Origin of the sequence: Falsiroseomonas sp., assembly GCF_051859025.1 — a bacterium.
Lineage (GTDB): Bacteria > Pseudomonadota > Alphaproteobacteria > Acetobacterales > Acetobacteraceae > Falsiroseomonas.
Window position 1 is genome coordinate 33,470 of record NZ_JBHYGL010000003.1, and the last position, 14,255, is coordinate 47,724.

Sequence of the window (14,255 nt, forward strand, 5' to 3'; positions counted from 1 at the left end):
CGGCGAGGCGCCGGTGCCGGGAATGCTGGGCCGAGTGCTCGATCGGCTGAAGCCCATCCGCGCATTGGCTCGCTCGCGTCTTTCCGTTCTGGCGAGGGTGGCCCGTCAGAGTGTGTCAGCGCCAGTGAGAAAGTCGGCGGCTGCGGCAACGCCGCTTCGAGTGACTTCGGCTCGCGAGATCGCGCCGGCGATCTCCGATGTGCCAGCAGTGCCGGGGACTGTCCCTGCGTACATGGAGGGATGGAGACCGCCGCCGCCGTTGAGGCCTGTCCAGGTGCGCACTCTGTCGTCTGCCGACGAGATCCGACAACGGGCTGATCAGGAAGATGCGGAGCGGAGGGCGCGCGAGCGCCGAATTCTTCAGCGAGACATGTCGGCGTTGCCTCCGGGTGGAGCGGCGCTAGGGACTAACGGAGAAGCGAGATGAATGTGAAGAAGCGTCGTCGGTCGGTCATTGTTGGCGCCGATCGTGGCGGTAGCGGCAAGACGTTCGTCACCGCCGCTTTGGCTACCGTTTTTCGGGAACTGGGGATGATTCCCCGGATCGTCGAATACGAGCATGTGGCGCGGTTGGCTGACATTTTGGAAGGCGTGGTGCCGCGGGGGCAGATCGATCATCGCGCGTCTGGGTATCGTGCTGAGGATTACCGAAACGACGATTTTGATGCTGCGAAGTTCTGGGACAGTGTGTTCCAGGAGGATCTGATCGAGGGAGGCGTCCTCTTCGACACCGCGGCGAACGTCATGAGTCAGGCCGTTGATGCATGGCATGTCAGCTTGGCGGCGAAGCGACTGGATGGTGGTAAGGACCTGGGCTTCGCTGTGGTGGCCACGGCGGAACAGTATGCCGCCAAGGCAGCGCCAGGAACTGTTGAGGCAATCCGACAGGCGTTCCCCCAGGCGAAGATCTGGTTGATCGAGAACCTGCGGGACGGCGAGTTCGTCGCGGCGCCGTCCAGCTACCATGAGTTACGTAAGCGATCTGATGTTCAGGTCATCCAGGTGCCCGCGTTGAAGCATAAGGCGGCGGCTCGCATCACCGAGCATCCCTTGTCGACGTTGTCGAGGATCACCGACGACCAGCTAATTGAGGTCTACGGCTTTACCTGGGGCGAGGCGGCCCGTTCCATGGAACGCATTCGTCGCTTCGCGGTCGGTGCCGCGGAGGCTCTTCTTCCGATCGTCGAGTGGATGGGCCAGGAGGAACTGGCGAACGCCCCCGTGCCCTTTCGCTTCAACGCTGGCTAACGGGACGCCGCCGGCTCGGCCTTTCGGTGCCTGGCGGCACCGCGCTGCTGAGGCGCAGGCGAAGGTTGCTGGTGCAAGGGTGGTAGCGGCTCGAGAGATCGATACCGCAATTACCGTTCGCGACGCCCTCGTCAAGCTTGACGAGTATCGCGGCCTCTGGGACGTGGACACCTTCTTGGCAATTCGTGATCTGCTGATGCACCGCGAGATCGAGCGAACTCGGGCGGCTACCGCACTCGTTGCTCGGCAGCGCGACCGCGTCACGCGGCAGGCAAAGAGCGATGCCACGGAGTGAACCGCCCCGAGTTGGCCTGAGGCTTTCGGGTTGGGTGATGCCGCCAGCGCGGATGTCTCCCTGGACTTGGACTTGCCCTGCTTTTGTCGAGGGGCATTGAATCACGTATCGGCATTCTATCGAACTGCGCTGGGCTTGTGAAGTCGAGCGCGGAATGGCGCCGGACGGGATTGTGGAAGCCATCGACGTAGCAGCCGATGGCAGCCTCGGCGACCTCACCTATGGCGCATGGGCGCGCGAGACGGCTTTAGCAGGCTGCGGAAATTTGGCTGTTCAGACCGGCTGTGACCTGATTCGCTGTGTCGGCGTTGGGCGGCGGCGGGTTGGGCAATGCGTGGGTCGGATCGGCAGACGGGGTCGATGTTCAGCTATGTGAGCCCGGAGGCGCTGGTGCCGCCGGATCATCCGCTGCGGGCGATCCGGCTGCTGGTGAATGCAGCGCTGGAGCGGCTGTCGGGCGACTTCGATGCGCTCTACGCCGCCGGCGGGCGCGACTCGATTGCGCCGGAGAAGCTGCTTCGGGCACTGCTGTTGCAGGCCTTCTACTCGGTCCGGTCCGAGCGGCGGCTGATGGAGCAGGCGACCTACAACATGCTGTTCCGCTGGTTCATCGGGCTGTCGATGGATGCCCCGGTCTGGGACGTGACGGTGTTCACGAAGAACCGGGACCGACTGCTGCGGGGCGAGGTGGCGGCCAAGTTCTTCGCGGCCGTGCTGGCCGACCCGCAGGTCAAGCCGCTGCTGTCGCGCGAGCATTTCTCCGTGGATGGCACGCTGATCGAGGCCTGGGCCTCGATGAAGAGCTTTCGGCCCAAGGACGGCTCGGGCGCGCCGCCTGGCCCCGGCCGCAACGGTGAGCGTGACTTCCACGGCGAGAAGCGCAGCAACGACACCCACGCCTCGAAGACCGATCCCGATGCGCGGCTGGCGCGGCAGTCGAACGGACAGGCCTCGAAGCTCTGTTATGCCGGGCATGTGGTCATGGAGAACCGGCACGGCCTGGCCGTGGCGGCAACCACAACGCGGGCGACCGGCACCGCCGAGCGAGATGCTGGCGAGGCGATGATGGCGGAGCTGGATCGCGCACCGCGGAGCACGCTGGGCGCTGACAAGAACTACGACACGCGGGACTTCGTGGCGGCGATGCGCGGCCTGGGCGTGACGCCGCATGTGGCCCAGCACGCGAATGGCCGCCGCTCAGCGATTGACGGTCGGACCCCACGCCACCCCGGCTATGCGGTCAGCCAGCGCATCCGTAAGCGGATCGAGGAGGTGTTCGGTTGGGGCAAGGAGATCGGTGGCATGCGCCGGACCTTGCTGCGCGGCCTCGAGCGGGTCGGATGGAGCTTCACGCTGCGGGTGGCGGCCTACAACCTGATCCGCCTGCCGAAGCTGCTGGCCGCGCCAGCCTGACGGCCGCAGAATAGAGGCAGGGAACCATAGTTTGCGGCAGATAGCCGCCGCAAACCCAGCACAAAGACTCTGCCTCCGCTACATGACCGCCATCACAACAACGACAAATCAGGCCCGTAGCGGCGAATTTCCGCAGCCTCTTAGTACTACTGTGTCATAAAAAGCTTGAGCGATTCGGCAGCGTTTTCGTATGCATGGAGATTCTCGCGCACGGAGGGGCCGGGTGGCTCGTTCATCCTCATCGGGCGACAGTGAATCGCGCTTCGCAGCCTATGTCGAGGCGCTTGGCGTGGCTCTGGGCCATGCTGACCGCATCGTCCCGCTTCGCAACTACTGCGCCGGCTTGCTGCTGCCGGGCGACCGCAAGAGCATTGAGCCCATGGCCGCCCGCGTTGAGCCTGGTCGGGTCCAGGCAGCTCACCAGTCACTGCACCACCTAATTGCCAAGGCCGACTGGTCCGACGCGGCGGTGCTGGCCGCCATCCGCGCCGAAGTCTTGCCGGCGATACAGCAACGCGGCCCGATCCAGGCGTGGATCATCGACGACACCGGCTTCCCCAAGAAGGGCGTGCACTCCGTCGGCGTCGCACGCCAGTACTGCGGCCAGCTCGGCAAGCAGGAGAACTGCCAGGTCGCCGTCAGCCTCTCGGTCGCCAACCAACATGCCAGCCTGCCCGTGGCCTACAGACTGTATCTGCCGAAGGTCTGGGCCGAGGATGCGGCGCGGCGCGCCAAGGCCGGCGTGCCGGAGGATCTGCGCTTCGCCACCAAGCCGCAGATTGCCCTCGAGCAGATCCGCCACGCGCAGAGGGATGGCATCCCGCCCGGCACCGTGCTGGCCGATGCGGGCTATGGCGTGGATACCGATTTCCGCGACGGCATCACCGCGCTCGGCCTGACCTATGTCGTCGGCATCCAGTCATCCGCCAGCCTCTGGCCGCCGGGCCAGGAGCCGCTACCGGTCAAGCCCTGGAGCGGGCGGGGGCGCCCGACGAGCCGTGTCGGGCGCAGCGCCGACCACAAGCCGGTATCGGCCAAGGACCTCGCCGCCAGTCTGCCCAGGGACGCCTGGCGCCGGGTCACCTGGCGCCAGGGGACGAATGCGCCGCTGAGCTCGCGCTTTGCCGCCATCCGCGTCCGCCCCGCCCACCGGGACTACAACGCCGCCACGCCAAGGCCCGAGGAGTGGTGCCTCGTCGACTGGCCGACCGGGGAGACCGAGCCCACCAAGTTCTGGCTCTCCACCCTGCCTGCCACCACAAGTCGCACCAGCCTCGTCCGCCACGCCATGCTGCGCTGGCGCATCGAACGCGACTACCAGGAGATGAAGCAAGCGATCGGGCTCGGCCACTACGAGGGCCGCGGCTGGCGCGGATTCCATCACCACGCCACCCTTTGCATCGCCGCCTACGGGTTCCTGATCGCCGAACGGGCGACGATTCCCCCCTCAGCAGAACCCCGTACGCCATTCCTCCAAGCACCTGGCGTTCCCGACAACTACCGACCGCGAGGCACCGCCGATCCGGCCTGAACGCCACGTCGAAAACTCCATCGCCACCCTGCGCATGCGCATCGCCCGTGAACTCGCGCGCGCCATGCCACGATGTCCGTGCTGCCAACGCCTCACCCAACGTCGTTCTTTATGACACAGTAGCACTAGGGCAGGCGATCAACGCTACGCCGAATTCTCAGAACACATGGCTTTCAGTTTGCGCGCGGCCGGCATTCGCCTACGCGACGCGTCCGATCACTACCGCGACCAGCTACTTTCGGCGATAGCTGATAAGAGAACGCCTGGACTCCGATTCAGCAATATCCCTTTGAGTGACTTGCAGTTGGCATTCCACTCAGTCCTCTCGGAGCTTGCCAGCGCCCGAGACTATTTGGCTGCCCTGCTTGCTTACTGCCTTGGCGCTCCGGAAAAAATCGACGCGATGAACCGCTTCGCCGAATGGCTGGACGCCCCAAGTCGGGCACACCTACGAACTGCTCCCCTCGTAGCAGCGGTGCTACGCGCATACGACCCTGCGGACCTGGACCCGTGGCTAAAAGAGTTGACTGATTACCGAAACACTTTCCTCCACAAACGGCCACTTGGCTCCTCGTCAAACGCGTGTTGGCTTCTCTACACTGTGTCTGAGCAAGCTGGAATCGCGTATCCTTCGATCGCGCTGCCGCTCAACTCTCATGACGCCTCGGCTTCAGGCAGCGACGCGCTCCGCTCCTTTATTCGCCTTCATCGTCGTATGACAGCGTTGCTGCGGTTCGCAATTCCTCACGCGCGTTACCCGGCGACGCCGCCGCATGTCGATTTGTCTCGATGAGCTTGAGGCAACATGAACATGGATCGACGTAGCAGTCTGCGTGAACCAGGGCGGGCCGCGCCCAGCTGCCAAGCCATCGGCACCACCATCTTATACGGCAACGGCGGCCACTTCCCCTCTACCGAAGCGTCCGTCAGGTCTGGCCGCTGCAACGAATGACCGCCGAAGGGCACGTCCCGCGCGCACGGCTCGGCGTCCACCGCCCTGCGCTTGGAACGGGCAGCGCAAACTCCCATCTCTCCGGAGGGACGAGCGAAGGTCAACAGGGCAGCGTCAATGGCAAGCGGCTGGGCTCCGGATGGAGCTGTGCAAGATCAGATCGACGACACCGTTGCAGATGGCGTCCTGCGCGCTCGCGCCGCCATGCCCGCCGGTGCCGGCGAAACGCACTGCGTCGAATGCGGCGACGAGATCCCGGAAGCGCGGCGCCGTGCTGTTCCCGGTGTCCTCACCTGTGTCGGGTGCCAGGCCGCGCGGGATCGTCGCCCAGCAGCTTTCGGCATCAATCGCAGGGGCAGCAAGGACAGCCAGCTGAAGTAGGGCGAGGCTGGGTCACACGGACGGCCGCTCTCCTCCGCCCAGCCGTCCCGCCATAGGCACCACCATCCCATACGGCAGCGGCGGCAGCTTCCCGCCGACCGCAGCATCCACGAGGTCCCAGCGCCGCCACGGATCACCGCCTAAGGGCGTCTCTCGCGACGCACGGAAGTGTCTGGCCGCGAGGCCCCGTGCGCCATCCTCATCGGCGGCGCTGACGAAGCAGGGACCGGCGTAGCGGCTGGCGAGCCAATCAGCATGCCAGCGTCGATCAGGGTGCGGTGTGAGGCGGAACGTCACTGGCTGCCCCGCGCCATGGCCAAGGCGTCCCGTCCCCGCGGGCACAGAGGGCGCTGCGGCCAGCGCGTCGAGCGCCTGACGCAGGTGCGGTCTCGGCAGCGCAGGAAACACGGCCAGGGCCAGCTGGCGGGCTGCCTCGAGAGCATCTGGCGGGCTGGCGCCGGCGGCCAGGGCAGCGTCGCGCGCGGCCCGGATGGCATGCCATACGACGGGCGAGATGAGCGGCGGCACTCTGTGGGCCGGTGGGGTCGATGGGTCCGGCATGCCAGGTCTTCCTGCGGTTCAGGCAGCACAGGAACAAAAACAGAACTCGTCGCCGATGGCAAGCACGGCGTGGTGACCTACGCACAGCCGCTCCGCGCCATCACCCGCGCCACCGTCGTGTGCGTCCAGGCGCCCTTCCCCTGCGGCGTCGGCACCCCGCGCTCGTTCAGCGCCCGCGCCATGGCGGCTTGGCCTTCGACACCCTCGGCCCGCAGCCGCTCCACCTCCAGCACCAGCCGATGCGCAGCTCGTTCCGCCGCCTCACGCCGCGCCAGGGCCGCCGCAGCGGCGTCCGGTCCCGCGGCAGGCCGGTAGCCCCGGTCGCCGCCCAGCAGCCGCCCACGCGCCTTGGCGGCCGCCAGCGCCGCCCTGGTTCGCTCGGCGATCAGCTCCCTCTCCTTCTGCGCCATCGCTGCATAGACCCGCATCATCAGGTCGTCGGCGCCCGGCATGTCCGCCGCACGGATGGAGACGCCGTCCTCCAGCAGCTGCGACAGCGTGTGGGCGCGCCGGGTGATCCGATCGAGCCGCGCCGCCACCAGCGCCGCGCCCAGCTGCCGGCAACGGGTCAGCGCTGCCTGGAAGCCCGGCCGGCGATCGTCCTTGCCGCTGGCGATGTCGGAATACTCTGCGACCAGGGACCAGCCCTGGCTCGCCGCGAAGGCCCGGACGGAGGCGGCCTGCGCCTCGAGCCCGAGCCCGCTCTGCCCCTGCTCAGCGGTCGAGACCCGGTAGAGCCCGACCGCGTAGCGCGGCGGCGCAGGACCATGCCGCATCAGCCGGCCTCGGCGATGCGGTAGATGCTGTAGGAGCCCTTGGCGCCGGTGTTGTTCGGTCCCACCTGGCGCACCCGCTCCATGACCTCCACCGCGATGCCCTGGCGCTTCTTCAGGCCGGCGAAGAATCCGCGGACCGTGTGCTGCTGCCAGCCGGTGGCCTCCATCACCTGCGCGACCGTGGCGCCCTCAGGTCGGCGCAGCAGGGCCAGCACCTGCTCCTGCTTCGTGCCTTGACGCGGTGGGCGGGAAGCGCCCGGCTCGCGGGCCGGTCGGGCAGCCTTGCCGGCCAGGGCCGCGTGCAGCGAAGCGATGGCGACCTTCAGCGCGTTGGGGTCCTCGCTGCGGGCCGCCCAGGCGGCCAGGACGGCCGTGGTGGCGTAGCGCAGACCACCGGGGCGGCGCTGCGGCAGGGAGGCTTCCAGCGACTCTGTGGGCGCCGTGTGGGGCGGTGTCGCGTCCGCCGCACCGTTGCGGCCGCCGGCGGCCTCACCGGCCTCCACGGCTGCCGTAGCGCCTTCTGCGGGCTCCTGCGCCACCGAGCGGTAGGTCGCCGGCCCGGCGTCGGTCGCCCAGGCCTCATGCGCATCGGCAGCATCGACCTCCGCCGCCTCGATCAGCCCCTTGGCCAGGAGGCTCTTGCGCACCGCCTCGCGGGCGGCGACGGGCAGCTTGGCGGGCGGGACTACAAGCCGCAGCGGGTGCGCCGCCGCCGCGGCCAGGATCTGCATCTGCGTATCGGAGAGCTTCATCGTCTCGGTCCTCGTGCCGCACCCGACCATCCGGGTGCTACGAGCCCGAGCCCCGCAGGCCTGGCCTGTCGGGGCGTGGCGGGATCAGCGCCGCTTCAGGGCGCGTATTCACCGCGCCGGAAGTGCTGGTCCGCGATGTCCTTGAGCTTCGCGGTGGCGTTGCCGAGCCAGACCGCCTCGCCCCAGAGCACCGCATCAGGGTCGGCGCCGAAGTGCTCGGCACTGGCCTGCTGCAGTTCGGTGAGCATCGCGTCGAACTCAGCCTTCCTCGCCATGAAGGCGTCCAGGCTGCGCTGCTGGTTGGCTTCCTGCTTCGTCACCACCGTCTCCGTCTCGCTTTCCGCGTAACGGACACTTCGCTCTACGGCGCGCGGTAGCCAAGCGAAGTCTGGAATTACATGGCGGCTTTTGTTGCAGGCAACATGGCGAAGGCGTCACTGGTATCGTCGACGCGGTTCATCGAGCTCGACGCTGCCGTGTGGTCGAACAACACGGTCCGGGTGATGGCGCGCAACATCTCGGTCTCGACATACGATTTGGTGGCCGCGACGCTTTTGGTGGGCGTCGTGAAGCGGCGCGTGCCGTGACCTGGTCGGTTGGTTAAAGCTGAGCGCTTACCAAGGGTCAGCTCAAGCCTCGCTAACAGTGGCCGCAAGTCCCGCTAACCTTTGGCTGACAGGTCGAATGTACGTTGAACCATGCCTACGCTTGGCAGGCCTGAGCGCTACTTTGAAACCGACAGAAGGAGCGAAGGGAACGCCGGTCCAGTTCGGGACCGGGCAGCGCGTCACTCCAGACGCAGATTGCGCTGCTGGATGAAGTCGCCCCAGACCGTACTGTCCTGCTCCACGCTCTGTCGGATACTCGCGGGGCTGCCGGCCACCGGCTCGAGATCCATCTCCGCCAGGCGGCGCTGCACGGCGGGTGCTGCCAGCGCCGCGCGCATGGCCCCGTTCAGCCGCGCCACGACGGCTTCCGGCAGGTCGGCCGGCCCGACCAGGGCGAACCAGCCCGGCATGATGGGCGCGTCGATGCCCGCTTCCTGCAGGGTCGGCACCGTGGGCAATTGTGACGCCCGCTCGCGCCGCACCACCGCGAGCGCGGTCACCTGGCCGCCGCGGATCAGCGGCAAAGCGGTGCCGAGCACGCTGGTCATCAGGTCTGTCTCGCCGGACACCACGCTGGTCAGCGCCGGGCCCGAGCCGTTGTAGGGCACGTGCAGCAGGCGGATCCCTGCGCGGTCCGCCATCATCTCGGTCGAGAGATGGGTGGAGTTGCCGACCCCTGCGCTGGCGAAGGTGAGCTCGCCCGGCCGCGCCTTCGCCCGCTCGATAAACTGGGCAAGGCTCGCGATGCCGCTCCTGCGGCTCGCGACCACCACGAATGGCGTATCGACCACGGGCGAGATGTAGGTGAAGTCACGCAACGGGTCATAGGGCAGGCCGCGGTATAGATGCGGGTTGAAGCTCATCATCGACACGCCCGGCAGCATCAGCGTGTACCCGTCCGCGCGCTGCTGCTTCAGGTAGCCGGTGGCGGTCACGCCATTGGCGCCGGGCCGGTTGTCAACGATGATGGGCTGGCCGAGCGCCTGGCCCATCGGTTCCGCCAGAAGCCGGGCGACGACGTCGCCGCCCGAGCCCGCGGATTGCGGCACCACCAGCCGGACCGGCTGGCTGGGAAACCCGGCCTGCGCGCCCGCCCTTCCGGCACCCAGCGCGACGAGGTTGAAGGCCAGGACAGCGGCCGCGCGGCGGCCGATGGAAGCATGCGTCATCGGTTTCGTTCCATGAAGGCGCTGGGCGGCGATCAGTCGGGCGTGGCGCCGGATGCGCGCACCACCTGCGCCCAATCCACCACCTGCTGGCGCACGAAGGCCTGGGCATCGGCGCGGTAGAGAAGCCCCGGCGTGCTGGACAGCTCCGCCAGGCGCCGCTGCACCCCCGGCTCCGCCTGCGCGGCCCGCAGCGCGGCGGCCAGGGCATCAAGGATGGGCGAGGGCGTGCCCGCGGGCGCCGCGAGCCCCGCCCAGCCATCCGCGACCACCGTGGGGAATCCAAGCTCCCGGAAGGTGGGCACATCGGGGAACAGCGGCGACCGTTCGGCGGCGGAACTGGCGAGGGGCAGCATGGTGCCGGCGCGGATGAAGCTACTGGTGGCGGTCAGGCTCTCGATGATGCCGGGGATGGTGCCGCTCATCAGGTCGGCGCCGGATTGCGTCAGGCTGCGATAGGGCACGTGCTCCATCGGCACCCCGGCGGCCTGCGCCAGCAGCACGCCGACGAGATGCGCGACGGAGCCGACGCCAGTGGTGCCATAGGCGAGCCCGTTGGTGCGTCGCGCTTCCGCCAGCCAATCCGCCAGCGTCCGCGTGGCACCGCCCGGCTTCACGCAGAGCATCCAGGGCGTCTGCAGGATCATGCCGATATGGGCGAAGTCGCGATCGGCGTCCCAATTGATGCGATCCCGGTAGAGCGTCTGCCCCACCGCCATGCCGCTGATGGTGGCAACCACCAGCGTATAGCCATCCGCCGGCGACCGCGCCGCGGCGGTGGTGCCGATGGTCGCACCCGCGCCCGGGCGGTTGTCCACCACGATGGTCTGGCCAAGCTGGCGGGACATCGCCTCCGCCACGACGCGGGAGACGATGTCCGTGGCCCCGCCGCTGCCGAAGGGCACGATGAGGCGGATAGGCCCCTGGCGCGGCCAGGCGGGAGCAGTCTGGGCCGCGGCACCCGCCGCGGGCAGCAGGCCAAGGCCGGAGGCGAGCAGCCGGCGACGGCCGGTGCGGAACAGGCTCATGGGCTGGTCTCTCCGTTCTGGGATGCGGCAGCGAGGAAGGCGGGGATGGCCATCTGCGCCAGGCACCGCACCAGCGGCAGATGGTCGGGCCCGTAATGGCGGGCCTCATGCAGCAGGTTCACCTGGCCGATCGCGCGCCCCGCCCAGATGACGGGCATGTTCAGGATGCTCTCGCAGCCCAGGGCGAAGATCCTGTCGTGGTCGGGAAAGTCGCGGCGGATGTCGGCGGCGTCCCGGCCGATATAGGGCTGCATGCCCTCCGCCACCCGGCGCTGCGTAGGCGCTTCCGTGAAGGCCTTGCGGCCGTGGCGGGGATAGACCTCCGGCCGGCTGCTGTAGATGCGCTCCGCCACGCCTTCCTGCCAGCGATAGACCAGCATGGAGAGGAAGCGGTGGCCGATGGCCTGGGCGAGCACCTGGTCCAGCGCCACGAAAGTGGCCTCCGGCTGGTCGGGTTGCGCCAGCGCCGCCGCCAGGGGCGCGAACAGGTCGGGCGACGTCCCGCTCATCGCAACGGCCGCAGCGGCAGATTGAGCGCGGAGGCATGGTCTCCGCCGCGCAGCAGCGTCAGCAGCGGCGGCCTGCCATGCGGCACCTGCACGCAATGGTCGGCATCCGCACCCGCGATGGAAAGGCGGATGCGGCTGCCGGCGCTGAACACCCAGGAGGTCGGCAGCAGCGGGATGCGAATGCGCTCGGCCTGGCCAGGCACCAGCGGCGCGGCGTCTTCCCGCCGGAAGCTGCGGAAGGGCCAGGTGGTGCGGTAGGCGTCGGGCGCGGGGCTCTCCTTGCGATGCAGGGCGCGCAGCAGGCCTTCGGTGACGTAGCGCACCGTGCCATCGGCCTCGACCTCCGAGAGATAGGCGAAGATCGCGGCATCCGGCTCGCTCGACGCGATCCAGAGGTCCGCGATGGCGTGGCCGGTCATCTCCATCGCCTCCGCCAGCGGCGCGGAAGTCCAGCCGATGAGGCGCGCCTGCCGGTCGCCCCAATCGGCGTGGTAGTCGGTGCTGTTGATGCCGGCGATGCGTTCGTAGCGTGTGCCATTGCCGGTGCCCGCGGCGAAATCCGCACGTACCGTATCCCGCCCGGCTTCGGCCGGCACAGCCGGCGCCAGCACGGCATCGGGCGCGAGATGGAGGCGCTGCGTTTCCGCCACTGGCGGCCAGGCGGCGGCGGCGCGCCAGGCCTCCCCATGCAGGCTGAAGTAGTGGACGCGCGCTTCCTGACCCAGCCCGGTGGCGCGGCCCATGAGGTAGTGGTCGAAGAAGCGCAGCACCTCCCCCATCAAGGCGAATTCCGGCGCCACCTGATTGCGCCAGGGGGAGACGTTGCAGCGCGCGCCATGGTCCCAGGGGCCGAGCAGCAGATGCACGGGGTTTTCGCGCAGCGTCAGGAACCGGGCGATCGCGCCATTGGCATAGCCCGCCCCGTCCATCCAGCCGGAACAGGCCAGCACCGCGACGTCCTTCGCGATCCCGTCCCGCACGGAATAGGGGCTGAAGGAGGCGGAGCTGAAGGACGCATCGTAGGGCAGCGGGTCTTCGCGGAAGCGGAATTCCCCCATGAAATCCGGCTGCCGGAAATTGCCGAGGTGCTCCACCAGCGCCTGCCCCAGCAGCGCGCCGTCCGCATCCTCATCGACGGGATGCGGCCCGGCGAGGTCGGGGTTGGCGTAGTAGATGTAGTTCCGAAGCAGGTCGCGGCGGTCATGGTCCATGGCGAGCATCAGGTCGTCGTAGGACTTCGCCAGCTGCTTCAGTAGGATGCCGCCGGGGTAGTAGTTGTCGGCATAGGTGTCCCACACCGCGAACAAGGGCGCGATGGCGCGCACGGCGGGGTGCCCTGTGCTGGCGAGGAAGTCGGACGCCGCGCCGGGGTAGGAGATGCCTGTGGCGCCGATGCGGCCATCGGACCAGGGCTGCGCCACGATCCAGTCCGCGATCTCCCGGCTGTCCTCCCGTTCCTTGGGCGAGCGGAAGCTGTCGCGGGTGCCGAAGCTGGCGCCTGTACCGCGCACATCCACCACCACCACCGCGTAGCCGCGCGGGACCAGAAGGTTGATGAACTTGCCAGCATTCGGCGTGGCGTCGCCACTGCCGCCGGGGCGCAGGCTGAAGCGCCGGTAGTAGGGGGTCAGGATCAGGACGGTTGGCACCGGGCCCGCCGCCGGCGCGCCTTCCGGTTCATGCGGCAGCCACAGGTCGACAGCGATGCGGCACCCGTCGCGCATCCTCAGGTAGCGTGATTGCGGGACGGGCGGCAGCGTGAAGTCGGCCTCGCGGCGCGCCATGTAGTCGCCGGGGGCCACCTGCCAAGCCGGGCTGTCGCCATCGCTGTCCGCCATCCTGCCCTCAATCCCTTGCGTGGCGCCGACGATCTCGGCGCTGCGTGACACGCAGGACGTTGCGGCCGCGGCCTTTCCTGCGTCAAATGCTTAATCGGGTGGTTTCTGTGCGCTTTTCGCATATTATTGGGGGTGGCGATGCTGCATTCGCGGTCTCTCGAAGTGCTGCGCGCCTTCATGGAAGGCGGATCGGTTTCGGAGGCGGCCGTGCGGCTCGGCCGCACCCAGCCCCAGGTGGGGCGGCTGCTGGCGGCGCTCGAGAACGAGGTGGGTTTTCCGCTGTTCGATCGCCGCAACCGCCGCCTGACGCTGACCGCCGATGGAGCCCGGTTCTACGCCCAGGTGGAACGCATCCTCGCGGGCCACGCCGGGCTGGAACGCTTGGCGAGCGAGATCCGCGCGAAACGCCAGGACAGCCACCTGCGCGTGCTGGTCGCGCCGCAGAGCATCGGCGCGCTGCTGGGCGCCCCGCTGGCCCGCATGGTCCTCAATACGCCGGGGTTCACCGCGGCCATCGAACCGCGCGTGCGGCTCGATATCGAGAGCTGGCTCGGGCAGGAGGCCTTCGACCTCGGTGTCACCGTGTTGCCGCTGACGCATCCGGCGGTAGAGGTGGAGGAATTCTGCCGCACCGACGCCGTGGTGGTCATGCACCATGGCCATCCCCTGGCCGATCGGGCCAGCGTGAGCCTGGCTGATTTGGCCGGGCAGGACCTGGTGGTCACCCACCCAAGGTCATTGATCCGCCAGCATCTCGACCAGCTATGCCGCGACGCCGGGCTGAAGCCGATGGTTCGGCTGGAAACCAGCAGCGGCGCCGTTGCCTGCCAGCTGGCTGCCATGGGCTTGGGCATTGCCGTGGCCGACCCTTTTGTCGCCCTGTCCAGCGGGGCCACCGGATATGTGATGCGGCGCTTCCGGCCCGCCATTCCCTTGCCCTACGGACTGCTGTTTCCGGTGTGGCAGACCCGGTCCCGCATCGTGCAGGCCTTTGCCGGCCTGGTGGCGACAGCTGGGCGTTCGCAGGTGGCGGCACTCAATCGGCGGCTGGGCCGAGGCAGGGCCGGGTAGGACCTCAGATCGGCAGGTCGCTGCTGCTTTTGACCTCCTCCATCACCGTGTGGGTGTGCGTCTGGCGAATGCTAGGCAGCTTCACCTGGCTCTCGCCCAAGAAGCGGCGATACGCCGCCATGGCTC

13 protein-coding genes and 1 pseudogene are annotated in these 14,255 nt (G+C 68.3%); 6 read left to right on the plus strand and 8 right to left on the minus strand.

Annotation, left to right across the window (positions count from 1 at the left end):
* The first annotated feature begins 423 nt into the window (after positions 1 to 423).
* Positions 424 to 1,248: a hypothetical protein gene (locus ACTIE5_RS06310; RefSeq protein ID WP_439548855.1), complete on the plus strand. Its 825-nt coding sequence runs from the start codon at positions 424 to 426 to the stop codon at positions 1,246 to 1,248.
* 410 nt (positions 1,249 to 1,658) lie between these two features.
* Here the strand turns inward: ACTIE5_RS06310 and ACTIE5_RS06315 are convergent.
* Positions 1,659 to 1,790: pseudogene (locus ACTIE5_RS06315) on the minus strand (IS3 family transposase); the annotation flags it as partial.
* An 83-nt stretch (positions 1,791 to 1,873) separates the two neighbouring features.
* Here ACTIE5_RS06315 and ACTIE5_RS06320 point away from each other — a divergent pair.
* The 3 genes from ACTIE5_RS06320 to ACTIE5_RS06330 all read left to right on the plus strand — a co-directional run bounded on the left by ACTIE5_RS06320 (position 1,874) and on the right by ACTIE5_RS06330 (position 5,820).
* On the plus strand, positions 1,874 to 2,956 hold the full coding sequence (locus ACTIE5_RS06320; RefSeq protein WP_439548856.1) for an IS5 family transposase: 1,083 nt from the start codon (positions 1,874 to 1,876) through the stop codon (positions 2,954 to 2,956).
* Between the two features lie 190 nt (positions 2,957 to 3,146).
* Entirely contained in the window at positions 3,147 to 4,487 is a 1,341-nt protein-coding gene (locus ACTIE5_RS06325; protein ID WP_439548857.1) for an IS701 family transposase, read from the plus strand.
* A 1,069-nt stretch (positions 4,488 to 5,556) separates the two neighbouring features.
* Positions 5,557 to 5,820 carry a DksA/TraR family C4-type zinc finger protein gene (locus ACTIE5_RS06330; protein ID WP_439548858.1) on the plus strand — a complete coding sequence of 88 codons (264 nt, stop codon included), beginning with the start codon at positions 5,557 to 5,559 and terminating at the stop codon, positions 5,818 to 5,820.
* 638 nt (positions 5,821 to 6,458) lie between these two features.
* On the opposite strand, the gene ACTIE5_RS06335 is transcribed toward ACTIE5_RS06330, so the two are convergent.
* The 3 genes from ACTIE5_RS06335 to ACTIE5_RS06345 all read right to left on the minus strand — a co-directional run bounded on the left by ACTIE5_RS06335 (position 6,459) and on the right by ACTIE5_RS06345 (position 8,229).
* Complete coding sequence (locus tag ACTIE5_RS06335) at positions 6,459 to 7,157, minus strand: recombinase family protein (protein WP_439548859.1); 699 nt, start codon at positions 7,155 to 7,157, stop codon at positions 6,459 to 6,461.
* A complete protein-coding gene (locus ACTIE5_RS06340) occupies positions 7,157 to 7,909 on the minus strand; it encodes a DUF3489 domain-containing protein (protein WP_439548860.1) in 753 nt (250 codons plus the stop codon). Before ACTIE5_RS06340 ends, ACTIE5_RS06335 begins: the two co-directional genes overlap by 1 nt.
* Before the next feature lie 95 nt (positions 7,910 to 8,004).
* On the minus strand, positions 8,005 to 8,229 hold the full coding sequence (locus ACTIE5_RS06345; RefSeq protein ID WP_439548861.1) for a hypothetical protein: 225 nt from the start codon (positions 8,227 to 8,229) through the stop codon (positions 8,005 to 8,007).
* A 78-nt stretch (positions 8,230 to 8,307) separates the two neighbouring features.
* On the opposite strand from ACTIE5_RS06345, the gene ACTIE5_RS06350 reads away from it, so the two are divergent.
* A complete protein-coding gene (locus ACTIE5_RS06350) occupies positions 8,308 to 8,496 on the plus strand; it encodes a hypothetical protein (RefSeq protein ID WP_439548862.1) in 189 nt (62 codons plus the stop codon).
* 200 nt (positions 8,497 to 8,696) lie between these two features.
* Here the strand turns inward: ACTIE5_RS06350 and ACTIE5_RS06355 are convergent, their stop codons facing one another.
* The 4 genes from ACTIE5_RS06355 to ACTIE5_RS06370 are packed head-to-tail and all read right to left on the minus strand — an operon-like array spanning position 8,697 to position 13,058.
* Entirely contained in the window at positions 8,697 to 9,686 is a 990-nt protein-coding gene (locus tag ACTIE5_RS06355; RefSeq protein WP_439548863.1) for a Bug family tripartite tricarboxylate transporter substrate binding protein, read from the minus strand.
* A 32-nt stretch (positions 9,687 to 9,718) separates the two neighbouring features.
* Positions 9,719 to 10,711, minus strand: a complete 993-nt coding sequence (locus tag ACTIE5_RS06360) for a Bug family tripartite tricarboxylate transporter substrate binding protein (protein ID WP_439548864.1) — start codon at positions 10,709 to 10,711, stop codon at positions 9,719 to 9,721.
* A complete protein-coding gene (locus tag ACTIE5_RS06365; RefSeq protein WP_439548865.1) occupies positions 10,708 to 11,220 on the minus strand; it encodes a GAF domain-containing protein in 513 nt (170 codons plus the stop codon). The genes ACTIE5_RS06360 and ACTIE5_RS06365 overlap by 4 nt, the downstream gene beginning before the upstream one ends.
* On the minus strand, positions 11,217 to 13,058 hold the full coding sequence (locus ACTIE5_RS06370) for a CocE/NonD family hydrolase (RefSeq protein ID WP_439548866.1): 1,842 nt from the start codon (positions 13,056 to 13,058) through the stop codon (positions 11,217 to 11,219). Before ACTIE5_RS06370 ends, ACTIE5_RS06365 begins: the two co-directional genes overlap by 4 nt.
* 138 nt (positions 13,059 to 13,196) lie before the next feature.
* Here ACTIE5_RS06370 and ACTIE5_RS06375 point away from each other — a divergent pair, with 138 nt between their 5' ends.
* Positions 13,197 to 14,129: a LysR family transcriptional regulator gene (locus ACTIE5_RS06375; RefSeq protein WP_439548960.1), complete on the plus strand. Its 933-nt coding sequence runs from the start codon at positions 13,197 to 13,199 to the stop codon at positions 14,127 to 14,129.
* Positions 14,130 to 14,255 lie beyond the last annotated feature (126 nt).